22 protein-coding genes are annotated in these 26195 nt (G+C 69.2%); 12 read left to right on the top strand and 10 right to left on the bottom strand.

Annotated elements, in window-relative coordinates; translation table 11 throughout:
* Positions 1–145: 145 nt before the first annotated feature.
* Both H9658_RS18520 and H9658_RS18515 read right to left on the bottom strand, forming a co-directional pair.
* Positions 146–1810, bottom strand: coding sequence for a CTP synthase (locus H9658_RS18520; protein ID WP_003474007.1), 1665 nt, complete (start codon positions 1808–1810; stop codon positions 146–148).
* A 137-nt stretch (positions 1811–1947) separates the two neighbouring features.
* A complete protein-coding gene (locus tag H9658_RS18515) occupies positions 1948–2202 on the bottom strand; it encodes a hypothetical protein (RefSeq protein WP_179564140.1) in 255 nt (84 codons plus the stop codon).
* 166 nt (positions 2203–2368) lie between these two features.
* Here H9658_RS18515 and parE point away from each other — a divergent pair, with 166 nt between their 5' ends.
* Positions 2369–4258 carry a DNA topoisomerase IV subunit B gene (gene parE / locus H9658_RS18510; RefSeq protein ID WP_191826494.1) on the top strand — a complete coding sequence of 630 codons (1890 nt, stop codon included), beginning with the start codon at positions 2369–2371 and terminating at the stop codon, positions 4256–4258.
* Between the two features lie 274 nt (positions 4259–4532).
* Here the strand turns inward: parE and H9658_RS18505 are convergent, their stop codons facing one another.
* Complete coding sequence (locus H9658_RS18505; RefSeq protein WP_225210099.1) at positions 4533–5315, bottom strand: CDP-diacylglycerol diphosphatase; 783 nt, start codon at positions 5313–5315, stop codon at positions 4533–4535.
* Positions 5316–5365: 50 nt separating this feature from the next.
* On the opposite strand from H9658_RS18505, the gene H9658_RS18500 reads away from it, so the two are divergent.
* The 5 genes from H9658_RS18500 to H9658_RS18480 all read left to right on the top strand — a co-directional run bounded on the left by H9658_RS18500 (position 5366) and on the right by H9658_RS18480 (position 12032).
* Positions 5366–5515: a hypothetical protein gene (locus tag H9658_RS18500; protein ID WP_191826513.1), complete on the top strand. Its 150-nt coding sequence runs from the start codon at positions 5366–5368 to the stop codon at positions 5513–5515.
* 466 nt (positions 5516–5981) lie between these two features.
* Positions 5982–6920: a hypothetical protein gene (locus H9658_RS18495; protein ID WP_191826493.1), complete on the top strand. Its 939-nt coding sequence runs from the start codon at positions 5982–5984 to the stop codon at positions 6918–6920.
* Between the two features lie 50 nt (positions 6921–6970).
* Positions 6971–8548: a hypothetical protein gene (locus H9658_RS18490; RefSeq protein WP_191826492.1), complete on the top strand. Its 1578-nt coding sequence runs from the start codon at positions 6971–6973 to the stop codon at positions 8546–8548.
* A gap of 89 nt (positions 8549–8637) precedes the next feature.
* Complete coding sequence (locus tag H9658_RS18485) at positions 8638–10191, top strand: hypothetical protein (protein WP_191826491.1); 1554 nt, start codon at positions 8638–8640, stop codon at positions 10189–10191.
* 290 nt (positions 10192–10481) lie between these two features.
* Positions 10482–12032 (top strand): S10 family peptidase, encoded by a 1551-nt coding sequence (locus H9658_RS18480; protein ID WP_191826490.1) that lies wholly within the window; start codon positions 10482–10484, stop codon positions 12030–12032.
* A 117-nt stretch (positions 12033–12149) separates the two neighbouring features.
* Here the strand turns inward: H9658_RS18480 and H9658_RS18475 are convergent, their stop codons facing one another.
* Together H9658_RS18475 and H9658_RS18470 are read right to left on the bottom strand one after the other, a co-directional pair.
* Positions 12150–13271: an inorganic phosphate transporter gene (locus H9658_RS18475; protein WP_179564135.1), complete on the bottom strand. Its 1122-nt coding sequence runs from the start codon at positions 13269–13271 to the stop codon at positions 12150–12152.
* Positions 13272–13356: 85 nt separating this feature from the next.
* Positions 13357–13983 (bottom strand): DUF47 domain-containing protein, encoded by a 627-nt coding sequence (locus H9658_RS18470; RefSeq protein WP_179564133.1) that lies wholly within the window; start codon positions 13981–13983, stop codon positions 13357–13359.
* Between the two features lie 250 nt (positions 13984–14233).
* Here H9658_RS18470 and H9658_RS18465 point away from each other — a divergent pair, with 250 nt between their 5' ends.
* Positions 14234–15577 (top strand): hemolysin family protein, encoded by a 1344-nt coding sequence (locus H9658_RS18465; protein WP_179564131.1) that lies wholly within the window; start codon positions 14234–14236, stop codon positions 15575–15577.
* Entirely contained in the window at positions 15561–16211 is a 651-nt protein-coding gene (locus H9658_RS18460) for an exopolysaccharide biosynthesis protein (protein WP_191826489.1), read from the top strand. Before H9658_RS18465 ends, H9658_RS18460 begins: the two co-directional genes overlap by 17 nt.
* Before the next feature lie 62 nt (positions 16212–16273).
* Here the strand turns inward: H9658_RS18460 and H9658_RS18455 are convergent, their stop codons facing one another.
* Both H9658_RS18455 and H9658_RS18450 read right to left on the bottom strand, forming a co-directional pair.
* Positions 16274–16438 (bottom strand): hypothetical protein, encoded by a 165-nt coding sequence (locus H9658_RS18455; RefSeq protein ID WP_179564127.1) that lies wholly within the window; start codon positions 16436–16438, stop codon positions 16274–16276.
* A gap of 233 nt (positions 16439–16671) precedes the next feature.
* Entirely contained in the window at positions 16672–17667 is a 996-nt protein-coding gene (locus H9658_RS18450) for an LLM class flavin-dependent oxidoreductase (RefSeq protein ID WP_179564125.1), read from the bottom strand.
* Positions 17668–18011: 344 nt separating this feature from the next.
* Between H9658_RS18450 and H9658_RS18445 the strand changes: the two genes are divergently transcribed.
* The gene (locus H9658_RS18445) at positions 18012–18818 is read left to right on the top strand and encodes an SDR family oxidoreductase (RefSeq protein WP_191826488.1); all 807 of its coding nucleotides are present in this window, start codon (positions 18012–18014) and stop codon (positions 18816–18818) included.
* A gap of 251 nt (positions 18819–19069) precedes the next feature.
* On the opposite strand, the gene H9658_RS18440 is transcribed toward H9658_RS18445, so the two are convergent.
* Positions 19070–19867, bottom strand: a complete 798-nt coding sequence (locus H9658_RS18440) for a sulfurtransferase (RefSeq protein ID WP_225210098.1) — start codon at positions 19865–19867, stop codon at positions 19070–19072.
* A 199-nt stretch (positions 19868–20066) separates the two neighbouring features.
* The gene (locus H9658_RS18435) at positions 20067–20432 is read right to left on the bottom strand and encodes a DUF6164 family protein (protein WP_058360033.1); all 366 of its coding nucleotides are present in this window, start codon (positions 20430–20432) and stop codon (positions 20067–20069) included.
* A gap of 66 nt (positions 20433–20498) precedes the next feature.
* Here H9658_RS18435 and H9658_RS18430 point away from each other — a divergent pair, with 66 nt between their 5' ends.
* From H9658_RS18430 to H9658_RS18420, 3 genes are all read left to right on the top strand, one after another.
* On the top strand, positions 20499–20942 hold the full coding sequence (locus H9658_RS18430) for an FKBP-type peptidyl-prolyl cis-trans isomerase (RefSeq protein WP_191826487.1): 444 nt from the start codon (positions 20499–20501) through the stop codon (positions 20940–20942).
* Positions 20943–20955: 13 nt separating this feature from the next.
* The gene (locus tag H9658_RS18425; RefSeq protein ID WP_191826486.1) at positions 20956–22215 is read left to right on the top strand and encodes a TIGR03862 family flavoprotein; all 1260 of its coding nucleotides are present in this window, start codon (positions 20956–20958) and stop codon (positions 22213–22215) included.
* 119 nt (positions 22216–22334) lie between these two features.
* Positions 22335–23786, top strand: coding sequence for a serine hydrolase domain-containing protein (locus H9658_RS18420; protein ID WP_191826485.1), 1452 nt, complete (start codon positions 22335–22337; stop codon positions 23784–23786).
* Positions 23787–23932: 146 nt separating this feature from the next.
* On the opposite strand, the gene H9658_RS18415 is transcribed toward H9658_RS18420, so the two are convergent.
* Complete coding sequence (locus H9658_RS18415; protein ID WP_191826484.1) at positions 23933–26119, bottom strand: sensor domain-containing diguanylate cyclase; 2187 nt, start codon at positions 26117–26119, stop codon at positions 23933–23935.
* Positions 26120–26195: the final 76 nt, after the last annotated feature.

Below are 26195 nucleotides of genomic sequence, written 5' to 3'. Positions count from 1 at the left end.
TCACCTATCGATTGGAGCCCCTCTCCCATTGGGAGAGGGGTTGGGGTGAGGGTACGGGCGAAGCTTCGAGGAATTCAGGCGCGCGAGGCTGCGCCCGTCCCCTCATCCGGCGCTTCGCGCCACCTTCTCCCGATGGGAGAAGGAACTAGGCGCGCGCTTCCTTCAACAGCTTGCCGCCGGCCTTCTTCTCGCGCGCGGCGCGCACGAAGCCGATGAACAGCGGATGGCCGTCGCGCGGCGTGGACAGGAACTCCGGGTGCGCCTGGCAGGCCAGGAACCAGGGATGCACCTCGCGCGGCAGCTCGACCATCTCCACCAGGGTGTCGTCCATCGACTTGGCGGAAATCACCAGGCCGGCGTCCTCCAGCTGGGTGCGGTAGCGGTTGTTGAACTCGTAGCGGTGGCGATGGCGCTCGGACACCACGTCCTTGCCGTACATCTCGCGCGACAGCGTGCCGGGCTTGAGCCGCTGTTCCTGCAGGCCCAGGCGCATGGTGCCGCCCAGATCGGACTTCTCGTCGCGCTTCTCCACGTCGCCGCTGGCGGTGCGCCACTCGGTGATCAGGCCGATCACCGGATACGGCGACTGGCGGTCGTTCTCGGTGCTGTTGGCGCCGTCCAGGCCGGCGACATGGCGCGCGTAGTCCACCACCGCCGCCTGCATGCCGTAGCAGATGCCGAAGTACGGCACGCGGTGCTCGCGCGCATAGCGCGAGGTCAGCACCTTGCCTTCGAAGCCGCGGTCGCCGAAGCCGCCGGGCACCAGGATGCCGTCCACGTCGGCCAGCGCCGACAGGTCGCTGCCTTCCAGTTCCTGCGCCTCCAGCCACTTCAAGGTGACCTTGGTGCGCTGGCGCAGGCCGCCGTGCTTGAGCGCCTCGCCGACCGACTTGTAGGCGTCCTGGTGGTCCACGTACTTGCCGACCACGGCGATGGTGACCTCGTCGAGCGGGTGCTTGGTGGCGTCCACCACCGCTTCCCATTCCGACAGGTCGGCCGGGCCGACCTTGTCGCGCAGCTTGAACTGGTCGATGACGATCTCGTCCAGGCCCTGCCGGTGCAGTTCCAGCGGCATGCCGTAGAGCACGTCGATGTCGGCGGCGCTGATCACCGCGCGCTCGGAGACGTTGGTGAACAGCGCGATCTTGCGCCGCTCCGAATCCGGAATCGCCTGCTCGGAGCGGCACAGCAGCACGTCCGGCTGGATGCCGATCGAGCGCAGCTCCTTGACCGAATGCTGGGTCGGCTTGGTCTTCAGCTCGCCGGCGGCGGCGATGTACGGCACCAGGGTGAGATGCATGAACAGCGCGCGCTCGGCGCCGCGCTCGGTGCGCACCTGGCGGATCGCTTCCAGGAACGGCAGCGACTCGATATCGCCGACGGTGCCGCCGATTTCCACCAGCGCCACGTCGAACCCGGCGGTGGCTTCGTCCACGCAACGGCGGATTTCGTCGGTGATGTGCGGGATCACCTGCACGGTGGCGCCCAGATAGTCGCCGCGGCGCTCCTTGCGGATCACGTTCTCGTAGATGCGGCCGGTGGTGACCGAATTCTTGCGCGACAGGCGGGTGCGCACGAAGCGCTCGTAGTGGCCCAGGTCCAGGTCGGTCTCGGCGCCGTCGTCGGTGACGTACACCTCGCCGTGCTGGAACGGGCTCATCGTGCCCGGGTCGACGTTGATGTAGGGGTCCAGCTTCATCATCGTGACCGACAGGCCACGTGCTTCGAGAATGGACGCAAGCGAAGCGGCCGCGATGCCCTTGCCAAGCGAGGACACTACGCCGCCGGTAACGAAGATCAGGGGGGTCATGGCTCGAAGGCCTCCCGGAAAGCCATAGTTTAACGGGTGAAGCCGATTTGCCCAAGCGCTTTCGGACCGATCGACCGCACAAAAAGAAGACGCCCCGGCACCAGCCGGGGCGTCGCAGGTCGCAACAGGGCGCGCGCTCAGGGCTTGCGCGCTTCCTCTTCTTCCTCTTTCTTCGGCGCAGCCGCATCCTTGCCGGCCTTGTGCTCGGCCGCCGCAGCGGCACGGCGCTTGGCCTTGGCATCGGCCTCGGCCTTCTCCTTCGCGACCTGCGCCTCGTAGGCGGCGGCGCCGGAGGTGGCCGGATCGGCGCTCTGCGCCTGGGCCATCGCGACCGGGATGGCCACCGCGGCGGCGACCAGCGCGGCCAGGGTCAACAGCTTGCGAACGTTCATGGCGTACTCCTGTGTGAGGCTGCAACGACAATGGGGATGCCGTTACCGATTTTCCAGTGCAAGGCTAGCGCACGGCCACGGCACTGGCCCTGAACACCGGCGACGTGCAAAAAGCCGCCGCACACCGCACACTTCCGGATCTGCTTCGCGCCACCTGTTGAGACGCATGAATACCCGCTACAACGCCGCCGACATCGAAGTTCTCTCTGGCCTGGACCCGGTCAAGCGCCGGCCGGGCATGTACACCGACACCGCCCGCCCCAACCATCTGGCGCAGGAAGTCATCGACAACGCCGTGGACGAGGCGCTGGCCGGCCATGCCCGGCACATCGAGGTGACCCTGTTCAAGGACGGCAGCTGCGAGGTCGCCGACGACGGCCGCGGCATGCCGGTGGACATCCATCCGGAAGAGAAGATTTCCGGCGTCGAACTGATCCTGACCCGGCTGCACGCCGGCGGCAAGTTCAACGACCGCAACTACACCTTCAGCGGCGGCCTGCACGGCGTCGGCGTCAGCGTGGTCAACGCGCTGTCCAAGAAGGTGGAGCTGTTCATCAAGCGCGACGGCAACGAATACCGGATGGAATTCGGCGACGGCTTCCCCGCCTCGAAGCTGGAGATCGTCGGCAGCGTCGGCAAGAAGAACACCGGCACCCGGCTGCGCTTCTGGGCCGATCCGAAATACTTCGACACGCCCAAGTTCGCGGTGCGCGCGCTGCGCCACCTGCTGCGCGCCAAGGCGGTGTTGTGCCCCGGCCTGACCGTGAAGCTGCACGACGAGGCCACCGGCGAACAGGACACCTGGTACTTCGAGGACGGCCTGCGCGACTACCTCAAGGGCGAACTGGCCGAGCGCGAACTGCTGCCGGCCGACCTGTTCGTCGGCAATCTGAAGAAGGATCGCGAGATCGTCGACTGGGCGGTGGCCTGGGTCGCCGACGGCGAGCTGGTGCAGGAAAGCTACGTCAACCTGATCCCGACCGCGCAGCACGGCACCCACGTCAATGGCCTGCGCAGCGGCTTCACCGACGCGTTGCGCGAGTTCTGCGACTTCCGCAACCTGCTGCCGCGCGGGGTCAAGCTGGCGCCGGAAGACGTGTGGGACCGGGTCACCTTCGTGCTGTCGCTGAAGATGACCGACCCGCAGTTCAGCGGCCAGACCAAGGAACGCCTGTCCTCGCGCCAGGCCGCCGGCTTCATCGAAGGCGCCGCGCACGACGCCTTCAGCCTGTGGCTGAACCAGAACGTGGAAACCGGCACGCGCATCGCGCAGATCGCGATCGATCGCGCCAGCGCGCGGCTGAAGACCGAGAAGCAGATCACCCGCAAGAAGGTCACCTCCGGCCCGGCCCTGCCCGGCAAGCTGGCCGACTGCATCAGCCAGGACCTGTCGCGCACCGAGCTGTTCCTGGTGGAAGGCGACTCGGCCGGCGGCAGCGCCAAGCAGGCGCGCGACAAGGACTTCCAGGCGATCCTGCCGCTGCGCGGCAAGATCCTCAACACCTGGGAAGTGGCCTCCGGCAGCGTGCTGGCCTCCGAGGAAGTGCACAACCTGGCGATCGCGATCGGCTGCGACCCGGGCAAGGACGACATCACCGGGCTGCGCTACGGCAAGGTGGTGATCCTGGCCGACGCCGACTCCGACGGCCTGCACATCGCCACCCTGCTCACCGCGCTGTTCCTGCGCCACTTCCCGGCGCTGGTGAAGGCTGGTCACGTGTTCGTGGCGATGCCGCCGCTGTTCCGCGTGGACGTGGGCAAGCAGGTGTTCTACGCGCTGGACGAAGAAGAGAAGCGCTCGCTGCTGGAGAAGATCGCGCGCGAGAAGCTCAAGGGCCAGCTCAGCGTGACCCGCTTCAAGGGCCTGGGCGAAATGAACCCGCAGCAGCTGCGCGAATCCACCATCCACCCGGACACGCGGCGGCTGGTGCAGCTGACCGTCGACGAAGGCGACGAAACCCGTGCGCTGATGGACATGCTGCTGGCCAAGAAGCGTGCCGGCGATCGCAAGCAGTGGCTGGAGACCAAGGGCGACCTGGCGTCGCTGGAGGTCTGAGGGGCCGGGATTGGGGAGTCGGGATTGGGGATTGGGTTAGCCCAATAGACTCCATGCGTTGCCCGTGCTGCCACTGGTGACAGGAATGCGATTCGGTTGGAGCGGAGCCAGACGGCCCCGGCCATCTGGCACCGCGCTGCGTGCCGGCCATGGTTGCAGATCCAGCGGCGCCGTCACGCGCGGCCGGCCACTGAGAGGAGCGGCGTTCGATTCCAGGCGCTCGCCGGCATCGCGGTAGACCGGTCCTCGCGCCGCCCCTCCCCGGGGGAGGCGCTCAGCGCACGCCCGGCAGCACCTGCTCCGCGCCGGTCACCAGGCCGCAGGCATGGTCCTGCAGTTCCTCGCCGCTGGCGCGATTGCCGCTGGCGGCATCGACTCGCGTTGCCAGCAACACGAACCCGGGCGCCGGACTGGCGTCCCCGACGACGACCAGCGAGTAGTCGCGCAGCGCGTCGCCGGCCGGCAATCCCTCGGCGAGCAGCCGCAGCGGATTGGCCGACAGCGCCTCCCCTGGCAGGCGCCGGGCCAGGTAGCGGTGGCCCAGCAGCGGCTGCGGCAGCGGCCGCCACGCCGTACCGACCTGCGCCTGCATCGCATCCAGCTCGCGTCGGACCTGCGGATGCAGGCAATCGACATGGATGTGCAGTTGCTCCTGCGACCGGCCATGCGGGGAATTGAGCGCCAGCGACAGATACTGCCGCGGCAGCGGACGGCCGAGCGCCCGTTCCACGAAGATGCGCGCGTCCCACGCCGCGGCGAAGTAGTTGGGCGAACCGGCCTGCAACAGGCGGGGGTCCTCGATGCCGGTGATGCGGTCGATCGGCAGCAGCAGGAACTGGAAGTCGCCGTGATTGTCCTTGAGCACCACCGAGCGCCGCTCCGGCTGCGACCACACCGCGGCGCAGTCGACCGCGCGCGGCGCGTCGGCGGCCAGGCAGTGTGTGTTGATGATGCGCCACAGCGCGTCGGGATCGGCCGCATGACGCACGCGCGGTACGCTCAGGCACGCGGCCAGCGCCAGCAGCAACGCCAATGGCAACAGGCTTCTGAACTTCAAAACGACGTCTCCGGGCAGGCAGGGCGGGACATGATAGGGCCCGTCGCGCCATGCGTGCCGACCATGCCGTTGCGCACATCCGCGCGCGCCGCGCTGACCAGACCCGCACGCTGATGGACATGCTACTGGCCAAGAAGCGCGCTGGCGATCGCAAACAGCGGCTGGAGACCAAAGGCGGGCTGGCTTGGTTGGAGGTCTGAACTGCCGAGGTTGCGGATTCGGATTGGTCTGACAGCGGCTAGACCATCCCATGGAAGCGCGCAGCATCCTGTAGCAGCGACTTCAGTCGCGACGAACGAAGCGGGCCACTTCGTCATGCCGCGAAAGCGTCGGGATTGAAGTCTCTCCTATAAATTCACCAGACCGCTGCGCGCAAGCATCCGTAGCAGCGGCTCCGAGTGTCATCGGGCCATCAGCCGCGACGGACGAAGCCGCCTCATCGCGGTGCCGCACCGGGTTGGGACAGGAGTTCCTCCCGACAAGTTCGCCCGCGCGCATTACGTCATCGCCCTGACATAGCGGCCACATCGGCCGCCGCCTGCATGCGCGATCGCGCGCGCGAAAGTGCCGCGTGCGCTGTCCGGTTTTTTCCGCAAGCGGCGTTGTTGATGGAGTAGCCCGCATTGCGCCGGCTGCCTCAGGAATCAACCACGAAAAGGAAGCCATATGAGCGACAGCTCCGATACCCCGGCGTTCGACGATCTCGATCAGCTCGACGCCCTGCTCACCGACACCCGCGCCAACGACACTCGCACCGTCTCCGACATCGACGAGGCGCGCGACGCCATCGCCACGTTCCGCGACGGCGACGGAACCGGTTCATGGAATGGACTGGACCGCATCGAAGTGGCCGACCGCCTGCTCGACCTCGTCAACAACCCGCGTCTGATCCGCCAAGGCGCCTTGAACCTGTGCGGGCCGGCGGCGCTGCTGCTGATGTGGGCCAGCCGCGACCCGCTGGGGTTCGCCAGCTTCGCCACCACGCTGTACGACAACGGCAGCGCCGAGCTGGGCGATCTCTCCATCGTCCCCAAGGACACGCTGCTGGCGCAGGACTACAGCAGCCTGAGCACCGGCACCTTCGGCGCCGACTGGATGCTGCTCAGCGCGATCCGCAACACCGACCAGCCGTTCTGGCAAAGCAGTTGGGTCGGCGATCCGGCGCAGACCCTGGCCGGGCTGACCAGGCCGGAAGAACTGGCCAGTTGGCTGCGCGCCACCGGCATCTACGCGCAGGTCAGCGACGAAGGCAACTGGGCCTCGCCCGCCGGCATTCCGCACGCCACCGGCATCGAGTTCCACGAAGGCCGCGACGTGGCCCTGCTGATCCACAGCAACCTGTTGCACGCCGCGCGCAGCAGCGGCAGTCCGATCGACAGCGAGTTCCTGCTGGACCTGTTTCCCAACCACTACGTGGTCGGGCTCAACAACATCAGCGTGGCGGTGATGGACGGCCCGCAGAACGACGACGGCACGCACAAGTTCCAGAAGGACGACGTGTTGCTGTCGATCTGGTCGTGGGGCGAGAACAGCTTCGACCTGGCGGTCCCGCAGCAGGACTTCATCGACAACTACTACGGCGCGGTCATCGCCGATCTTCCGTAACCACCAGGGCGGCGGGAACGCCGCCCCACCTAAACGCAAGGAGCACTTTCATGCCACTCGTCACTCCGGACGTCATGCTCAACTCGGTCATGGGCAAGGTCTACAACGTCCTCACCAACGGCGACGACACCGTCCCCAAGTCGGAAGACAATTTCTTCAGCTGGGCCACGCCCGGCATCCCGCTGCAGCCCGAAGACGTGCGCTTCATGAAGCAAGGCCTCACCGGCGTGGTGCGCAAGGCCGCGCTGGACGAACAGCGCACCACCCAACCCGACGGCACCGTCACCACTCCGGAATTCACCCCGGCGCAACTGGAGGCGATGAAGGGCAGCGACGCGGTGCAACTGCAGAAACAGGCCGAGGACTTCGCGCGCCTGGTGGACTTCGTGCCGGACCTGGCGGCCACGGTCAACAACCAGTTCTCCGCGCTCAGCGTGATGAACAACGAAGGCACGCTGTCCGAGCGCTACGAGTACATCCTGCGCATGAGCCAGGTCATGCACAACGAGCTGCCGGACGACATCAAGAAGAAGATCGAGAAGTTCCGCGGCCTGCTGCAGACCACCGTCACCAAGAAGAATCTGATCGACGACAGCGAGACCCAGGTCACCGAGCCAAGCCCTCTGGTCAAGGCCTACAACGAGAAGATGGTCGATTACATGAGTGCGGCGCTGGAGTACAACAATCAGCGTATCGACGCGCTGGCCGCCGCCGACCAGCGCGCGGTGCAGAACTGGGCGATCAACGCCAACATCCTGCGCAACAAGGTCAAGGCGGCGATGTCCGACTGGGTCTCCAACGGCTACAAGAACGACTACGAGCAGATCGCCGCGTTCATCGATCAGGTCATGCAGCGCGACATGGCGCTGCTCAAGCAGCAGTACCGCGACGACCTGGAAAAGGCGCGACTGACCGGACTGAACTCCGGCAGCGACTTCTTCTACAGCTCGGTGGTACCCGGCAACTTCATGGACAACGCCGGCTGGACCGACTTCGGCTTCAGCTCTTCCGACTACAACAGCTCCAGCAACTCTAGCTACGCGATGCGCCGCTCCACCACCAGCGCCGGCGGCGGCTTCCTGGGCATCTTCGGCGGCGGCGGCAAGGTCAGCAACGCCAGCGGCGAAAGCCAGTCGCATGTGCAGTTCGATTCGGAGCACTTCAGCATGAAGTTCAGCATCGCGCAGATGCCGATCGTGCGGCCCTGGTTCAAGACCGCGTTCCTGATGAGCAAGAGCTGGCGCATGGACCAGAACAACCCCGAGGCCAAGGGCCAGTTCGCCTCCGACGGCGCAACCCCGGCCAAGGGCCTGCTGCCGGCCTATCCGACCTCGCTGATCCTGGTCCGCAACCTGAGCCTGTGCTTCGCCAAGGCCTCCGGCTTCAGCGACATGGCCGAGTCCTGGCAGCGCTCCTCGGCCAGCGGCGGCGGCGTGTTCTCGTTCGGCCCGTTCCATCTGGGCGGTTCGCACGGGCGCAGTTCGGCCAGCGGCGAGCGCTCCAGCCAGGCGCACTACGATCGCGAAAGCCAGACGATGACGGTCGACGGCACCCAGATCATCGGCTTCAAGTGCCATGTGTTCCCGAAGTCGCCGGACCCGCTGCCCAGCATCACCGACTGGATCTGAGCGGCGCCGCAGCACCACGGCAGGCGGCCGCGCGCCGCCTGCCGTCCCGCGCGCCCGATGTTTCCCCATTTTTTAAGGAATCGCCTGCAATGGACGCAGCCGCCCAATTGGCCTTGATGGCCAAAGCCGAACACGTGTTCGGCAGCGACGACACCGAACTCAGCTTCCCGGTCACGCCGCTGGCGTTCGCACCCGCCGCCCTGGATCTGCTCGGCGACGGCACGATGGAGCATTTGATCGAATTTTCGCTGCTGGCCAACCGCATTCCCGACGGTCCCGCCTGGAGCGGCGATGGCCAGACCCTGTTGTGGGAGGTCTACGCGCAGGTGCTGCGCGAGGCTCAATTCGCCCAGTCCACCCGCACCGCACAAGAGGAGGCCGACTACCAGGCCGCGTCCGCGGTGCTGTACCGGCAGGACGAGGAAGGCCGGCGCCTGCCGACCGATGCCGCGCTCGCCTACCGCAGCTATCGCGACCGCTACCTGCTGCTGCAACAGGACTATCTGGCGCAGCAGGCCACCGCCAGCGCCGGCAGCGCCGAGCAGGTGCAGGCCTGGCACGACCTGCAGCAGCCGGCGCTGCAGCGCGGGCTCGACGACGCACTGGCCGACTGGGCCGCGCTGGGCTACCGCGACGCGGTCGAGCAGGCGCAAGCGCAGGTCAGTGGGCTCGGCGCGAAATCGCCGTGGCAGACGCTGAGCGAATGGAAGGGACGCTGCAATCCCGACATGGACACGCTGACCCGCGCCAGCGACCAACTGCAGGTCTATCCGACCAGCTACGCGCCCAGCAATGCGCTGGACGAGGGTTCCTGGCGGCGTTTCGAACTCAGCGGCGCGGAGATCGACGCCGCGCTGGCCGAGGCGCCGGCCGAGTTGCGCGAACGGCTGGGAACCGGCGGCGATGCCGGCATCGCCTCGCTGAGCTTCGAATTCAGCTCGGCCGCGCTGATCCGGCCCTGGTTCAGCGCCGATGCCTTCGCGGCGCGATTCTGGCGCTTCGCCGATGCCTCGCTGCAGCTCAGCGACGGGCAGTCGCCCGCGCACGGTCCCTGCACTGCGTATCCGGTGGCGGTGGTGTTCGCCCGCGACATCCAGGTGCAGCGCAAGCCGACGGCAGCGCTACCGAGCGTCGTCGGCCCGGCGCTGGGCTTCGACCCGGGCTTGCTGCGACAACTGCGATTGACCCCAAGGCTGATCGCGCGGCGAGAACTGCGGCCGCCGCCGCCCGTCCCGGCGGGGCCGATCGGCATGCGCCGACGGCCTGTGCTCGCCGTGCCGGACCGCAGCAGCACTGCAGTCGCCACTGCGCCGATCGCCAACGCAGCGTTGCGCATGCCGGTGCGCAATATCGCCGCACCGACATCGACACCTATGCTGCGTCCGCGCATCGTGATCGGCCGACCGGCGGCGCCGTCATCGCCAGCGGCGAACGCGCCGGTGGCAGCGCAGGCGATGTTGCGGCGCCTGCGCCTGGACGCCTATGCGCGCGATCTGAGCGTGGCCGAGGTCGCTCCTGCCCCGGAACCAGCGGCCGCAACGGTACGCGACGCCGCAACTCACGACGACAGCGTCTACATCCTGGCCTTCATCTGCCGCCCGCTGCCGCGCTGTCCGGATCCGGACCCGACACTGGCCTGGTAAAGCGCCTGTCGGCAGCGGCGATCGATGACCATTGCGGCACAGCCTTGGCCGCAGTGTCCTGGCGCCGCTGGCGTCGCGGCCGGTCGTCGCGGCGCTAGCAAGCAGTAGTACACCGGCAGCACACGCATGGCGAGCGCTCCAGGCCAGGGGCCACGGCCCAGGTCGTGCGCCAACGCCAGGGTGGGCGTCACCGATGACGATTCAGGCGCGTGCTCCGGCCCTCCGGCAATGCGCGCTGCGCGCCGACCATGCCTTTGTGCACATCCGCGCGCGCCGCGCCGCGGCCTAGCATGCCGGCTTCCCTTCTGCCGAGCGCCCTCCCCGTGCCGAACCTGTCCAAGCCGCTGCTGGCGGCGTTGTTGCTGGCCGTCCTGCCGATCTCCGCCGCACTGGCTGCCGATGCCGACGGCGCCAACAAGGCGGACAAACCCGACAAGGCCGACAGCGCCGAACAAGCCAAGCCGGCCGCGTTGCCGGCCGACGCGAAGGTGCGCCAGGTCACGCACGTGGACGGCAAGTCGCTCAGCTACACCGCCACGGTCGGCACGCTGCCGGTGAAGGACGCACAGGGCAAGACCGTCGCCGATGTGGTGTTCACCGCCTACACCGTGGACGGCAAGGACCGCCCGGTCACCTTCGCCTTGAACGGCGGCCCCGGCGCCGCGTCGGTCTACCTCAACCTGGGCGCGATCGGGCCGAAGGTGGTCACCTTCGGCAGCGAGGGCGACAGCGCCTCGGCGCCGGCGACGCTGCACGACAACCCCGGCACCTGGCTGGATTTCACCGACCTGGTGTTCATCGATCCGGTCGGCACCGGCTTCAGCCGTTCGCGGGTCGCCGACGAGCAGGCCAAGAAGCTGTTCTACAACCCGCAGGCCGACATCGAATACCTGTCGCGCACGATCTACGACTGGCTGCTGAAGAACCAGCGCCTGCAGTCGCGCAAGTATCTGGTCGGCGAGAGCTACGGCGGCTTCCGCGGGCCGCGCATCACCCATTACCTGCAGACCCAGCTGGGCGTGGCGATGAACGGCGTGGTGCTGGTCTCGCCGTACCTCAACCCGACCCTGGACGACAACGGCGACGTGTCGCCGCTGGCGTGGATGCTGACCCTGCCCTCGATCGCCGCCGCACACCTGGAGCGCGAGCAGCGGCTGACCCCGGAGGCGATGCGCCAGGTGATCGACTACACCCGCGGCGACTACGTCACCGCGCTGCTGCGCGGGCGTTCCGACGCGGCCGGCAGCGAACGCATGATCCAGCAGGTGGCGGCGATGACCGGACTGGACCCGGTCTATGTGCGCCGCGCCGGCGGCCGCCTGGAAACCCAGGCCTACCTGCGCGAGGTGTTCCGCGACAAGGGCCAGCTCGGCAGCCGCTACGACTCCAACGTCACCGCGTTCGACCCGTTCCCGAACGCGCCCGAGCAGCGCGCCAACGACCCGCTGCTGGACAGCATCATCGCCCCGACCACCACCGCGATGGTCGATTTCGTGACCCGCGTGGTGGGCTGGAAGGTGGATGCGCGCTACCAGGCGCTGAACTACGACGTGAACAAGCTGTGGGACTGGAACGACGAACTGCGCAAGGGTTCGGTGACCGAACTGCGCCAGGCGGTGGCGATCGATCCCAAGCTGCGGGTGCTGATCGTGCACGGCTGGAACGACCTGTCGTGCCCGTTCATGGGTTCGGTGCTGACCGTGGACCAGATGCCGGTGATGGGCAACGACCCGACCCGGGTACAGGTCAGGAACTATCCGGGCGGGCACATGTTCTACAACCGCCCCGACAGCCAGCACGCGTTGCGCGGGGATGTGCTGGCGATGTATCGGGCCAACTAGCGGGGAGTGGGGAATCGGGAATGGGGAATCGCAAAAGCGGCTCCCCGCGCATCCGAAGGACAGTTGCCTTCGGCTTTTACGATTCCCGTTTCCCCATTCCCGTGTCCCGGCTTTACCTCACGTCCAACCGAACAGCGCAAACATCCGGAAGATCAGATACGCCACGCCGGCGGCGGCCGGGATGGTCAGGATCCAGGCCCAGACGATGCGCTCGATCACGCCGAAGCGCAGCGAGCGCGGGTTCTTGGCGAAGCCCACGCCCATGATCGCGGTGGAGATGCTGTGGGTGGTGGACACCGGCATGCCGAAGTGCGCGGCCAGGGTCAGGATCGTCGCCGAGCTGGTTTCCGCGGCGAAGCCGTGGATCGGGTGCAGCTTGACCATCTTGTGGCCCAGGGTCTTGATGATCTTCCAGCCGCCGGAGGCTGTGCCGGCGGCCATCACCACCGCGCAGGTCAGCACGATCCAGGTGGCGATGCCCTGGCCCTGGCTGGCGGCCGGGTGCAGGAACGCCAGCCACGCCGGCAGGTCGTCCAGCGCGCCGGTGCTCTGCGCGCCGACCAGGGTCATGGCGATGATGCCCATGGTCTTCTGCGCGTCGTTGTGGCCGTGCGCATAGCCCATGTACGCGGCCGAGGCGATCTGCGCCTTGCCGAAGAAGGCGTTGACCCAGCGCGGCCGCGCCAGCCGCCCGATGCGGCCGCCGAGCCCGGCCATGCCGGCGATGATCGCCCACAGCAGCAGCATCACCACGATGCCGAGCAGGAAGCCGGCGATCGGTGAGGTGATCATCGGCACGAACACCTTCCACAGCAGGCCCTTGTTCTTGGCCCAGTCGCCGACGTTCTGCGACCAGATCAGCGCGCCCCAGTTGTTGTGCGCCGCGGCCAGGCCGGCGCCGCACAGGCCGCCGATCAGGGCGTGCGAGGACGAGGACGGCAGGCCCTTCCACCAGGTGATCAGGTTCCAGACGATGCCGCCGAGCAACGCGCACAGGATCACCTGCGGGGTCACCGTCACCACATCGGTGTTGAGCAGGCCCGAGGCGATGGTCATCGCCACCGCGGTGCCGGTCAGCGCGCCGATCAGGTTCATGCCGGCGGCCAGGATCACCGCCCAGCCGGGGCTGAGCACCTTGGTCGCGACCACCGTGGCGATGGAGTTGGCGGTGTCGTGGAAGCCGTTGATGAACTCGAACACCAGCGCGGCCAGGATCACGATCAGGACCAGCGTCAGCATCGTGCGCTCCTCGCCTCAGGCATGGCGGCCGCGGCGGCGGGCATGGCGGCGCAGCCGCGCATGCAGCGGATCCGGAGCGTGCCCATTACGAATTCTTCAGCACGATCTGGTAGACCACCACGCCGGCCTCGCGGCAGCGGTCGATGGCCTTCTCCAGGATCTCGAAGAATTCCTTGAGCAGGAACATCTGCAGGTTGTCCAGGCGCCCGGAATAGATGTCGCGGTACAGCTCCAGCATCAGCCGGTCGGCCTCGTTCTCCAGCGAGCGCAGCTTGTCGTTGAGCGCGCTCATCCGGTCCAGGTGCATGTTGCGCAGGTCGTGGACCATCTCCACCACCACCGCCGCGGCCTGTTCCAGCATCGCCGCACGCGGCGCGAAATCGATGTGCTCCAGGTGCTGCACCGCCAGCGAATAGCGGTCGGCGAACTTCTCCACCTGCTTGGGGATCTTGTACAGCGCCGAGCCCAGCGCCTCGATGTCCTCGCGCTCGATCGGGGTCATGAAGCTGTCGACCAGCGCCTGGCCGATCTTGTCGGCGGCGGCGCGCTCGCGCAGCCGCGCCAGCTTGAAGGCGTCCAGCGCCGGCTGCCGATCCGACTCGCGCATCATCGAATGCAGCGCCTTGGTGCTGTCGTAGGCGGCCTGGGCCGCTTCGTCGAGCAGGGTGTAGAACTGCTTGCCGGAACCGAAGATGGTCTGCAACGAGAACATGAAACGCAATCCCGCCGTCGCGGGAGGGACGGCACCGGGGCGGAATTATGACCGTTTGCTGACAAAACGGGGGAATCGGGCGACCGGCGGCAGCGCACCGGCGCCGCGTGGACGCGCCCGCCACCCGGGTTTGCTACCATGCAGCCGCGCCGTCGCTAGGCGCACCCTATGGACGACCACCCTAGCCCCCCTCCCCCGCGCCGCCTTGGCGCCCATGTCCCCGCTTCCCTCGCCGCCAGGGAGCGCGCGCATGCTTGAACTATTGGTCGTGGCAGCCCTGGTGCTGCTGAACGGCTTCTTCGCGATGTCCGAGATGTCGCTGATGACCTCGCGCAAGAGCCGCCTGAAGCAGATGGCGCAATCCAGCACGCGCGCGGCCAAGGCGCTGGCGTTGGCCGAGAATCCGGAAAACTTCCTGTCCACCGTGCAGATCGGCATCACCGCGATCGGCATCCTGACCGGCGTGTTCGGCGGCGAGGCCATCGGCGAGGCGATCGCGGCCAAGCTGCAGTCGCTGTTCCCGGCGCTGTCGGCCACCTTCAGCCTGATCGGGCAGCCGCAGCCGTATTCGGCGGTGATCGGCAAGACCCTGGCGATCGTGCTGATCACTTTCCTGACGCTGATCTTCGGCGAACTGGTGCCCAAGCGCCTGGCGCTGACCCGCTCGGAAGTCATCGCCGGCTTCGTCGCGGTGCCGATGGGCTGGCTGGCGCTGATCGCCGCGCCGGCGGTGTGGGTGCTGTCGCGCTCGACCCGGCTGGTGCTGCGCGTGCTCGGCCTGGGCAACGAGCAGTCGGCGTCGGTGACCGAAGAGGAGATCCGCATGCTGGTGGCCGAGAGCCACGAGGCCGGCGTGATCGACAGCCACGAGCGCGACATGATGAACCGGGTCATGCGCCTGGGCGACCGCACCGCCGACAGCCTGATGACGCCGCGCAACCGCATCGCCTGGCTCGACGCCAATGCCGAGGCCGAACGCAATTTCCAGGTGATGCGCGAGCACGAGTTCTCGCGCTATCCGGTGTACCGCGGCAGCGACCAGGACATCGCCGGCGTGCTGGAAGTGAAATCGCTGGTCACGCGCATGGACGGCAACGCCACCCAACTGTTCCAGAGCCTGCGCGAGACCCTGTTCGTCTCCGAGTCCACCCACGCGATGAAGCTGCTGGAGATCTTCCGCGAGGAACAGCAGTCGATGGCGCTGGTGGTGGACGAATACGGCGAGATCCAGGGCCTGGTCACGATCAGCGACCTGATGGGCGCGGTGGTCGGGCGCCTGCAGTCGGTGGACAACGCCGACGAGGACGCGCTGGTGGTGACCCGCGCCGACGGCTCGCTGCTGATCGACGGCTCGCTGGCGATCGAGGACCTGCGCGAGCTGCTCGGCGGCGCCGAACTGCCCAACGCCGAGGAAGGCGACTACAACACCCTGGCCGGCCTGTGCATCTACTACTTCGGCCGCATCCCGCACGCCGGCGAGTTCTTCGATTGGGCCGGCTGGCGCATCGAGATCGTCGATCTGGACGGCGCGCGCGTGGACAAGCTGCTGTTGAGCAAGCTGCAGGACGAGAACAGCGATGACATCACCGGGTGAGACACCCGGCACGGACGACGCTCACGGCTACAGCGCCGAAGGCATCCGCACCCTGCTCGACACCTTCCTGCTCGGCGATCCGGACGAACAGCTGCGGCTGCGGTTGATCCTGGCCGACCTGCAGCAGAGCGCGTTCGGCATGTTCCTGTTCGTGGCGATCCTGCCGGCGTTCCTGCCGGTGCCGGGCCTGGCCGGCGGCATCAGCGGACCGCTGGTGACGCTGATCGGCGCGCAGATGCTCATCGGCCTGCGCAAACCCTGGCTGCCGCGCTTCATCGGCGAACGCGGCCCGCGCCGGCGCACCATGCAGCGCTTCGTCGGGCGCATCGCGCCGTGGCTGCGGCGGCTGGACAAGCTGCTCAAGCCGCGCCTGCCGGCGCTGGTCGAGACGCTGCCGGCGCGCGCCTTCAGCGGCCTGTTGCTGGTGGTGCTGGGGATCCTGCTGTCGCTGCCGATTCCCTTCACCAACTATGCGTTCGGCGCGATGCTGCTGCTGTTCTCGCTGGCCCTGCTGGAACGCGACGGCGGCCTGATGCTGGTGTCTTGGCTGGGCGGCATCGCGGTGGCGGTCGGCCTGGGCCTGGCCTCGGACCAGGTGGTGGACCTGGGCCGCGAGTGGATGCACAAACTGTAGCCAGAGGTTGGCGCGAAACCGCGCCGCGCGCGCCACGGGCACGCATCTCTCGCGACGCAGCGCTACTCCGAAACCGGCGCCTCGGCGAACACCTGCCTGCGCAACGGCTGCGCCGCCCGGGCGTCCTCCGGCGCGCGCTGCAGACGTTGCAGCTGCAGCGCGAGCTGATGCAAGACGGCCTCCAGGCCGCAGCCGCGCGCGGCCGGCGGCAGGTATTCGGATTCCATGTGACGCCCCCTGTTTCGATCCGTGGATGCGTGGCGCCGACCGGTGCGATGCCGGGTCCTGCCGCCACGTGCGCGCCAACCCATGGCGTGCCATCCGAATCTGCTCCAAGGCACCGACAAGGCGCAGTGAAAACCGCCGCTGTCGCCGTGACTTGTCTACGCTGCGCGCCAAGACGGCCCGGGCCGCCGGCCTGGCGAACGCGGCCGCGCAGTGCGACCGCGCCTGCCGCCGCCTACGCGGCCGCCGCCTGGGTCCAGGCCTCGGCGGCGATCGCGAACGAGCGCAGCCGCGCCGCGTGGTCGTGGATGTTGGCGGTCAGCAGCAGTTCGTCGGGGCGATGGCGGGCGACGAACTCGGCCATGCCGCGCGCGACCTCGGCCGCATCGCCGAGCACGGTGCAGGCCAGCGCGCGCTCCACGCCGGCCTTCTCGTGCGGCTGCCAGAACGCCTCGATGTCGTCGATCGGCGGCGGAATCAGCCCCGGGCGGCCGCGACGCAGATTGACGAAACTCTGCTGCTGGGTGGTGAACAGCCGCCGCGCCGCGTCCGTGGACTCGGCGCCGACCACGTTCAGCGCCAGCACCGCGTACGGATCGCGCAGCCGCGCCGAAGGACGGAACTCGCGCCGGTAGACCGCCAGCGCCTCGTCCATCGCATCCGGGGCGAAGTGCGAGGCGAACGCGAACGGCAGTCCCAGCGCCGCCGCCAGGCGCGCGCTGAACAGGCTGGAGCCGAGCAGCCACACCGGCACCTCGATGCCGGCACCCGGCACCGCGCGCACCAGCTGGCCGGGTTCGGCCGGCTCGAAATAGCGCAGCAGCTCGGCGACGTCCTGCGGGAACTGGTCGGCGCTGTCGAAATAGCGGCGCAAGGCGCGCGCGGTGGGCTGGTCGGTGCCGGGCGCGCGGCCCAGGCCCAGGTCGATGCGCCCCGGATACAGCGAGGCCAGCGTGCCGAACTGCTCGGCCACCTGCAGCGGCGCGTGGTTGGGCAGCATGATGCCGCCGGCGCCGACCCGGATCCGGCGCGTGCCGCCGGCCACATGCCCGATCAGCACCGCGGTGGCGGCGCTGGCGATGCCGGGCATGTTGTGGTGCTCGGCCAGCCAGTAGCGGTGATAGCCCCAGCGCTCGGCATGCTGCGCCAGGTCCAGCATGTTGGCGAAGGCCTGGGTGGTGTCGCTGCCTTCGCAGACCGGGGCGAGATCGAGGATGGAGATCGGCATCATGGAGAGCGGGTTCCTGCAAAGCGATGCAGTGGAAATGGGGACGGACGGGCCGATTGCAGCGGCCGGCGCCGGAACGCTGATTTGCGGTGGCGGCATGGCTGGTTCGCGTGCGGCCGTACCCTCACCCCACCCCCTCTCCCGGCGGGAGAGGGGCTCAAGCAAGCGAGCGCTCCCTTCTCACTCCGGGACCATGGCCCCCTTTTCGGGGGAAGGTGCCCCGAAGGGGCGGATGAGGGTACGTGCGCCCCGCTGTCTTTCGACACCCACGCGCGGACGCGCGACGGCAACGCCGACTGCACGACCGCCTGGCTACGCTTGCACTCCCGCCCTGCCCGGTGTGCGCCATGTCCCTGATCCCACCAGTCTCCACCACTCCCGCCCTGCCGCTGCGCGACCGCGTGGTGCTGGTCACCGGCGGCGCGCAAGGGATCGGCCGCGGCGTGGTGCAGGCGGTGCTCGGCGCCGGCGGCCGGGTCGCGTTCGGCGATCTGGACGCCGAGGCCGGGCGCGCCTGCGTCGCCGAACTCGATGCCGGCGACCGGGTGCTGTTCCGGCGCCTGGACGTGGCCGCCGAGGCCAGCGTGGGCCGTTTCGTCGATGCCGCGCTTGCGCGGTTCGGCCGCATCGACGGCCTGGTCAACAATGCCGGCGTCGCCGATCCGCACAGCGGCCCGCTGGAGCGCCTGGCGCTGCGCGAATGGAACCGGCGCCTGGGCGCGAGCCTGGGCGGCGCCTTCCTGTGCAGCAAGCACGCGCTGCCGGCACTGCGCGCCAGCGCTAGCGGCGGCGCGATCGTCAATATCGCCTCGACCCGCGCCCACCAGTCCGAACCCGACAGCGAAGCCTATGCGGCGGCGAAAGGCGGCCTGCTGGCCTTCACCCATGCGCTGGCGATCAGCGCCGGGCCGGCGGTGCGGGTCAACTGCATCAGCCCGGGCTGGATCGCCACCGATGCCTGGCGCAAGCCCAGTGCGCGGCGCAAGCCGGCGCTGTCGCGGCAGGACCATGCGCAGCATCCGGCCGGCCGGGTCGGCACGCCGCAGGATATCGGCGCGCTGGCGGTGTACCTGCTGTCGAACGATGCCGGGTTCGTCACCGGCCAGGACTTCGTGGTCGATGGCGGGATGACGCGCAAGATGCAGTACGCCTGACGGCGGTGGGATTGGGGAGTCGGGATTGGGGATTCGTTAAAGCGGCTGTTGCCTGACCTGAGGGGCCGAGTGCGCCATCGCGCCACTGGCTAGCGCCTCTGGCGAACAGCGTACGGCCCGGACGCTTTCCAAGCCATTTTTTTCGGGATTCGTGTTTGGGGATTTGGGATTCGCCGGAGCATTTTTTTTGAGGCTCTGAGGGGACGCGGCATGCAGCGAGCCGAAACCCACTTGCAGACCGCAAGTTTCGGTCAGTTGCGGGTCAGCCCGCTTTGGCCAATCCCCAATCCCGACTCCCCAATCCCCACCTCAGCAACATCCACCAGCGGCCGCAGCTGCGGGTCCAGCGCCACGCGTTCGTCGAACACGAAGCAGCGGCCGGCGTAGCCCTCGCCGCCCACTTCCTCGAAATAGCCGAGGATGCCGCCGTCCAGTTGCAGCACGTTGTGCATGCCGTCGGCGCGCATCCACAGCGCCGCCTTCTCGCAGCGGATGCCGCCGGTGCAGAAGCTGACCACGGTGGCGTCGGCCAGCTCGGCGCGATGCGGCGCCAGCGCCTCGGGCAGTTCGGTGAACTTGACGATCGGCAGGGTCAGCGCGCCGGCGAAGGTGCCGTACTCCACTTCCTGGGCGTTGCGCGTGTCCAGCAGCACCACGCGGCGGCCGCTGTCGTCGTGGCCCTGGCGCAGCCAGCGCTGCAGCGTGGCCGGCGCCACCGCCGGGGCGCGTTCGGCGGCCAGCGGCGAGGCGGCATCGCGGCGGAAACTGATGATCTCCGGCTTGACCTTGGTCTTCAGCAGCGCGAACGGCTGCTGCGCGCTGAGGCTGATCTTGACCCGCAGCGCGGCGAAGCGCGGGTCGGCACGCAGTTGCGCGTAGAAGTCGTCGATCGCCTCCGGCGCGCCGGCCAGGAACAGGTTGATGCCCTCGCCCGCGACCAGGATGGTGCCGCGCAACGCGCCGGCCTGCGCCCAGTCCTGCAACCGCGCGGCGAGCGCGTCGGGATCGGCGATGGCGACGAAATGGTAGGCGGCGGTATTGGCGATCATCCGCGCATTTTAGCGCGCGGCGTGCAGCCGGGGCTGGCAGCGCGAGGGCGATGGCGGCGGCGTCGCCGCGCTCATGCGCGAGGGCAAGGGAGCAACGAGGTCCCATGCGCCACCTGAGTCGCCGAGCGACGATCCTTCCGGGACACGCCCAGCCACGTCACGCCGGTCGCCGCGCCCCTGCCAATCGTGCCGGCTGGCTTCAGCCGCGCAACAGGAAGAACGGCAGCAGCACCAGCGAGGCGATCAGCAGCATGCCCAGCAGCGTCGCCAGCACGAACAGCGGGCGCCGCCGCAGCAGCGTGGCGAAGGTCTCGGCGCTGCCGTCGCGCAGCGCCGCGGCACGCTCGGCGCGGGCGCGTTCGCCGCGCTGCGCCTGGTAGTCGGCCAGCAGCGCCTTGGCCCGCGCCTGCTCGGCGTCCTCGCGCAGCCACACGCCGCCGGCGGAAATGCCGAAGGTGCCGGGGCGGGTTTCGTAGTAGTCGATGCGCGCGGCATCGAGCAGTGCACGCACCTCGGCGAGTTCGTCGTCGGGCACGTGGCGCAGGTTGAGCAGCAGTTTGGCCATGCGCCGATGATAGCCGCTGCGGCGATGCGCTACCCTTGCACGCCCTGTTCGCCCATGGATGACCGCATGCGCCGTGCCCTGTTGCTGTTGAGTCTGTCGTTGCCGGCCTGGCTGTTGAGCGGCTGCACGCCGCCGGGTCCGCCGCCGGGCGGCAGCATCGCCGCGTTCCAGATGATCGACGAGCAGGTCGGCAGCGGCGCCGAGGCGCGGCCCGGCAACCAGGTGACCGTGCACTACACCGGCTGGCTGTACGACGAGGCAGCCAAGGACAAGCATGGCGAGAAGTTCGACGCCTCGGCCGACCACGGCCAGCCTTTCAGCTTCACCCTTGGCGGCGGCCAGGTGATTCGCGGCTGGGACGAAGGCGTGGCCGGCATGCGCGTGGGCGGCAAGCGCAAGCTGATGATCCCGTCGGAATACGGCTACGGCGCCAGCGGCGCCGGCGGGGTGATTCCGCCGAACGCCTCGCTGGTGTTCGAGGTGGAACTGCTCGACGTCAAGCCGCGTTGAGCCGCTGCCGCCGATGTCCGCCAGCAAGCTCGCCGCCACCGTGCGCGGCCGCATCGCCATCGTCGGCGGCGGCCCCGCCGGGCTGATCGCCGCCGAGACCGCACGCGCGGCCGGTGCCGAGGTCGACGTGTACGAGGGCAAGGGCTCGGTCGGGCGCAAGTTCCTGATCGCCGGCAAGGGCGGGCTCAACCTGACCCACTCCGATCCGTTCGCGCTGTTCGTGTCGCGCTACCGGGAGCGTGCCGCGCAGGTCGGCGAATGGCTGGCCGACTTCGACGCAGACGCGCTGCGCGCCTGGGCGCAGGCGCAGGGCGTGGAAACCTATGTCGGCAGTTCCGGCCGCGTGTTCCCGCTGGACCGCAAGGCCGCGCCGCTGCTGCGCGGCTGGGTGCGGCGGCTGAAGGACGCCGGAGTGCGCTTTCACGTGCAGCATCGCTGGCTGGGCTGGGACAGCGCCGGCGCGCTGCGCTTCGCCGGCGCCGACGGCGAGCGCCTGGTGCATGCCGATGCCTGCGTGCTGGCGCTGGGTGGCGGCAGCTGGCCGCAGCTCGGCTCCGACGGCGCCTGGCAGGAGACGCTGCGCGTGCGCGGCGTCGACCTCGCGCCGCTGCGGCCGGCCAACTGCGGCTTCGATATCGACTGGAGCGCGCATTTCCGCGAGCGCCATGCCGGCGCGCCGCTGAAACCGGTGATCGCGCACTGGCGCGATGCGCAGGGATGCGAACGCGCGCTGCAGGGCGAATGCGTGGTCGGCGAGCACGGCATCGAAGGCAGCCTGGTCTATGCGCTGTCGGCGGAGCTGCGCGAGGCCATCGCCACGCACGGTGCGACCACGCTGTGGCTGGACCTGGCGCCGGGGCGCGAGCTGGCGCGGCTGCAGGCCGAACTGGGCAAGCCGCGCGGCGGGCGCAGCTTCGGCGAGCACCTGCGGCGCCAGGCCGGTATCGACGGGGTCAAGGCGGCGCTGCTGTTCGAGATCCTGGGCAAGCAGGCCGGCGACGACCCGGCGCGTGCGGCGGCCACGCTGAAACGGCTGCCGCTGACCCTGCTGCGCCCGCGTCCGTTGGCCGAGGCGATCAGCAGCGCCGGCGGCGTGCGCCTGGAAGCGCTGGACCCGGCGCTGATGCTGCACGCCCTGCCCGGCACCTTCTGCGCCGGCGAAATGCTCGACTGGGAAGCGCCGACCGGCGGCTACCTGCTCAGCGCCTGCTTCGCCAGCGGCCTGCGCGCCGGGCGTGGCGCAGTGGCGTGGCTGCAACGGACGACGGGCTGAGCGGCATCGGCAGCGGGGGGCGCCGGAACGGCCAATGACCTTCGGGCCTGTCGGCCATGCCGCGGCGTGGCATATCCATGCGGTGGCCGCCGCAACGGCGCCATCGACCCGGAGCACGCATGCGCCTGTTGACCCTTCTCGCACTCGGTGTGGTGAGCTGCGACATCGCCGGCGCCGCGCCGCCGGCGTCCTCCGCGCAGATGCGGCGGGTGGAAACCGGCCTGTTGCCGGCCGTCATGGTGCAGGACCAGGCCACCACGACGCTGTCGCTGCGCGAGCAGATGGACGCCTTGCACGTGCCGGGCGTGTCGATCGCGGTGATCCACGGCGGCCGCGTCGACTGGGCCAAGGGGTACGGTGTCACCGCCGCCGACGGCGCCCCGGTCGACGCCAGGACCCTGTTCCAGGCCGGCTCGGTGAGCAAGCCGGTCGCGGCGATGGCGGCCTTGAAGCTGGTCCAGGACAAGCGCCTGGCGCTGGATGCGCCGGTCAATGCGCTGCTGAAGACCTGGAAGCTGCCCGACTCCGTCTACACCCGCGATCACCCGGTCACGCTGCGGCAACTGCTGTCGCACAGCGCCGGCACCAGCGTGCACGGCTTCGACGGCTATGCCCAGGGCGCGGCGGTCCCGACCCTGCAGCAGGTGCTCGACGGCCAGGCGCCGGCCAACTCGGCGCCGGTGGTGGTGGATGCGCCGGTCGGCGAACGCTACCGCTATTCGGGAGGCGGCTATACGGTCATGCAGCAGTTGCTGATCGACGTCGGCGGCAAGCCGTTCCCCGACCTGCTCCGCGACAGCGTGCTGGCGCCGCTGCGCATGGAGGCCAGCGGCTATACGCAACCCTTGCCGGCGGCGGTGCTGGCCAAGGCGGCGCAACCGCACGACGCCATGGGCCAGCCCATCGCAGGCGGCGCGCATGTCTATCCGGAACTGGCCGCCGCAGGGCTGTGGAGCAATGCCGAGGACCTGGCGCGCTATGCGCTGGAGCTGTGCGCGGCCAGCGCCGGACATGGCCGCGTGCTGTCCGCGGCCAGCGTGCGCGACATGCTGACCCCGGTGCGCGGCGACTACGGGCTGGGACTGCAGATCGGCGGGCACGGCGCGCGCCGCTACGCCTATCACGATGGTTCCAATGCCGGCTACAAGGCCACCCTGGTCGTCTATCCCGACCGCTGCGACGGCGCGGTGGTGCTGAGCAACGGCGACCAGGGCTACCAGTTGGGCCTGGAAATCGTCCGCGCCGTCGCCACAGCCTACGACTGGCCCGACTTCCGGCCGATCCAGCGTCAGGCCGCCAGCGTGGACATCGCCGTGCTGCGCCGCTTCGTGGGCAGCTTCGCCATTCCCGAGCTGGGCACGTTCGACATCCGCGAAGGGGCTGGCGGCCTGCAGGTCGAACTGCGCAAGGATCAGGCCTACCCGCTGATTCCCTCGTCGGAGCATGCGTTCTTCCTCAGCGCGCAGGACATCGTGATCCGCTTCGACGCCGGCCAGGCCGACCTGGGCACGATCGACGCCGGAAGCTTTCATGCGCCGTTCCGCCGGGTGCCGGCCGACAGCGCACGCTGAGGCGCGCGAATGCGATGGGAAGGACCGCGCCGTGCTCGGGCGCGTCCACGGCAGGCAGGCACGAAGACCGACAAGCGCGCGAACAATGGCGCCCCCCGGCGCGCCGAGCGGATCGCCGTGCCCCGCCCCCATCGTGCCGCCGCGGATCAGAGGTCGGCGATCTGCACGCGCCGCTGCGGATCGCGCTTGGCGCTGTACATGGCCTCGTCGGCACGCTGGATCAGCAGGACCGGGTCGAATTCCGGGCCGGTCTGCAGCGCGATGCCGATGCTGGGCTGCAACGGCAGGCGCTGCCCGTCGACCACGCAACCGTCGCGCGCGGCGGCCAGCACCCGCGCCGCCGCCGCGTGCGCTTCGCTGCGGGCGTCGGCCAACTGGTCCAGCAGCACCACGAACTCGTCGCCGCCCAGGCGCGCGATGAAGTCCTCCTCGCGCAGGCAGGTCTTGAGCAATCGCGCGAAATGCACCAGCACCGCGTCGCCGGCGTGATGGCCGAACCGGTCGTTGACCGTCTTGAAATCGTTGAGGTCCAGAAACATCACCGCCACCTGGTCGGCACCGCGGCGGCCGGGCTGGGCCAGGGTCCGGCGCAGGGTCTCGTTCCACGCCATCCGGTTCGGCAGCCCGGTCAGTTCGTCGCGCAGCGCGCGCGCTTCCATCAGCCGCGCCAGTCGCGTCTGCCCGGTGATGTCGCTGATCATGATGTGGAAGCCGGGGCGCGCCGGCGCCATGGAATCGTCGGGCACGTAGCTGGAGTGCATGACCCGCAGTTCGCCGGCCGCATCGCGCAATTCCGTATCGAAGTGCTGCGCCTCGCCGTCCAGCACCCGCTGCAGATGCGGCCGGATCCTGTCCATGTGCTCGGCATCCAGCAGCTCCGGCATGCGCCGGCCGACGATCGCCGCCGGCGCCAGCGCGAACCAGTCCGCATACGGCTTGTTGACGAACTGATAGCACAATTGGCTGTCGACGTAGGCGATCAGGGTCGGCGCGTTGTCGGCGATGGTGCGCAGCTGCGATTCGCTCTGGCGCAGGCGCGCCTCGGCCAGGTGCTGCTCGGTGACGTCCTGGATCTGCGCCACGAAGTGCAGCGGCCGCTCGTGTTCGTCGCGCACCAGCGATACCGCCTGGCGCGTCCACAGCGTGGCGCCGTCGCGGCGCAGGTAGCGCTTGTCGAGGTGGTAGCCGCTGCGTTGCCCGGCCACCAGTTCGGCCGCCAGCGCCAGGTCCGGGGCGACATCCTGCGGATGGCTGAGCTGGCGGAAATCCAGCGCCAGCAGCGCATCGCGATCGTAGCCGAGCATCGCGCACAGGGCGTCGTTGACCTCGAGCCAGCCGCCTTGCAGCGACACCAGCGCCATGCCGTGCGCCGCCGCCGAGAACGCGCCGGAGAAGCGCTGTCCGGCCAGCAGCGCGGCACGCGTGGCCTGGCGCTCGACGGTGACGTCGCGCATCACGCAGACCGCACCCAGCGCGTGGCCGTCGGCGTCGTGCAGCCGCTCGGCGCTGCACAGCACGCTGCGCGGCGGCTGTCCGGCGGCGGCGACGACGATTTCCGCATCGCGCACCGATTCGCCGCGCCAGGCGCGGAACAGCGGGATCCGTTCGCGCTCGAGCAGGCGCTGGCCGTCCGCATCGAACAGGTCGAAATACTGCGCCCACTGCGCCGGCGGCAACGCGCGCGGATCGGTGCCGTGCCAGGCGCGCGCGACCCGGTTGAACTGGGACAGCGTGCCGTCGGCGGAACACGACACGACCGCGTCGGGCACCGTTTCCAGCAGCAGGCTCAGCATCTGCGCCTGGGTCTGGGCGATGCGCGCGTCGCGGCGCGCCTCCAGCTGCATCGTCACCTGCGCGGCCAGGCGCCGCAGCCCCTCGCGCTGTGCCGTGCCCAGCTGCCGCGGCATGGTGTCGATCACGCCCAGGCTGCCGTAGAGATGGCCGCCGCTGCCGCGCAGCGGCATGCCCGCATAAAAACGGATATGCGGCGCCCCCTGCACCAGCGGGTTGCCGGCGAAGCGCGGATCCTGCAGCGCATCCGGCACCTCCAGCAGTTGCGGCGACAGCAGCGCATGCGCGCAGAACGCCAACTCGCGCGGCGTCTCTGAAACGTTCAGGCCGCGGCTGGCCTTGAACCACTGGCGGTGTTCGTCGATCAGCGTGACCAAGGCGATCGGCACGTCGCACAGTTGGCTGGCCAGCCAGATCAGGTCGTCGAACACCGGCTCCGGCGGCGTGTCCAGCATGCCCAGTTCGGCCACCGCGCGCAGCCGCTCCAGTTCGTCGGCGGGCAACGGCGCGGGAATGAAGCCGAGGGGCGGTCGCTGGGGCATGCGCGGCAAGCGGGATGGGGAGCCGGTCACGATAACTGGCCGCGGGCGACGATGGCAGTCGCACGATCGCGGTTGG

This window comes from Xanthomonas bonasiae (genome assembly GCF_014836395.1).
Lineage (GTDB): Bacteria > Pseudomonadota > Gammaproteobacteria > Xanthomonadales > Xanthomonadaceae > Xanthomonas_A > Xanthomonas_A bonasiae.
This window is presented reverse-complemented; position numbering and strand designations above follow the sequence as displayed.

Bases quoted from the DNA above. Each gene is read 5' to 3' on its own strand.
- H9658_RS18430 (WP_191826487.1), top strand. From the start codon at position 20,499: ATGCGCCGTGCCCTGTTGCTGTTGAGTCTGTCGTTGCCGGCCTGGCTG.
- H9658_RS18425 (WP_191826486.1), top strand. From the start codon at position 20,956: ATGTCCGCCAGCAAGCTCGCCGCCACCGTGCGCGGCCGCATCGCCATC.
- parE (WP_191826494.1), top strand. From the start codon at position 2,369: ATGAATACCCGCTACAACGCCGCCGACATCGAAGTTCTCTCTGGCCTG.
- H9658_RS18445 (WP_191826488.1), top strand. From the start codon at position 18,012: ATGTCCCTGATCCCACCAGTCTCCACCACTCCCGCCCTGCCGCTGCGC.
- H9658_RS18435 (WP_058360033.1), bottom strand. From the start codon at position 20,432: ATGGCCAAACTGCTGCTCAACCTGCGCCACGTGCCCGACGACGAACTC.
- H9658_RS18440 (WP_225210098.1), bottom strand. From the start codon at position 19,867: ATGATCGCCAATACCGCCGCCTACCATTTCGTCGCCATCGCCGATCCC.
- H9658_RS18515 (WP_179564140.1), bottom strand. From the start codon at position 2,202: ATGAACGTTCGCAAGCTGTTGACCCTGGCCGCGCTGGTCGCCGCCGCG.
- H9658_RS18450 (WP_179564125.1), bottom strand. From the start codon at position 17,667: ATGATGCCGATCTCCATCCTCGATCTCGCCCCGGTCTGCGAAGGCAGC.
- H9658_RS18420 (WP_191826485.1), top strand. From the start codon at position 22,335: ATGCGCCTGTTGACCCTTCTCGCACTCGGTGTGGTGAGCTGCGACATC.
- H9658_RS18480 (WP_191826490.1), top strand. From the start codon at position 10,482: ATGCCGGCTTCCCTTCTGCCGAGCGCCCTCCCCGTGCCGAACCTGTCC.
- H9658_RS18460 (WP_191826489.1), top strand. From the start codon at position 15,561: ATGACATCACCGGGTGAGACACCCGGCACGGACGACGCTCACGGCTAC.
- H9658_RS18470 (WP_179564133.1), bottom strand. From the start codon at position 13,983: ATGTTCTCGTTGCAGACCATCTTCGGTTCCGGCAAGCAGTTCTACACC.
- H9658_RS18490 (WP_191826492.1), top strand. From the start codon at position 6,971: ATGCCACTCGTCACTCCGGACGTCATGCTCAACTCGGTCATGGGCAAG.
- H9658_RS18475 (WP_179564135.1), bottom strand. From the start codon at position 13,271: ATGCTGACGCTGGTCCTGATCGTGATCCTGGCCGCGCTGGTGTTCGAG.
- H9658_RS18495 (WP_191826493.1), top strand. From the start codon at position 5,982: ATGAGCGACAGCTCCGATACCCCGGCGTTCGACGATCTCGATCAGCTC.
- H9658_RS18520 (WP_003474007.1), bottom strand. From the start codon at position 1,810: ATGACCCCCCTGATCTTCGTTACCGGCGGCGTAGTGTCCTCGCTTGGC.
- H9658_RS18500 (WP_191826513.1), top strand. From the start codon at position 5,366: ATGCGTGCCGACCATGCCGTTGCGCACATCCGCGCGCGCCGCGCTGAC.
- H9658_RS18455 (WP_179564127.1), bottom strand. From the start codon at position 16,438: ATGGAATCCGAATACCTGCCGCCGGCCGCGCGCGGCTGCGGCCTGGAG.
- H9658_RS18415 (WP_191826484.1), bottom strand. From the start codon at position 26,119: ATGCCCCAGCGACCGCCCCTCGGCTTCATTCCCGCGCCGTTGCCCGCC.
- H9658_RS18485 (WP_191826491.1), top strand. From the start codon at position 8,638: ATGGACGCAGCCGCCCAATTGGCCTTGATGGCCAAAGCCGAACACGTG.
- H9658_RS18465 (WP_179564131.1), top strand. From the start codon at position 14,234: ATGCTTGAACTATTGGTCGTGGCAGCCCTGGTGCTGCTGAACGGCTTC.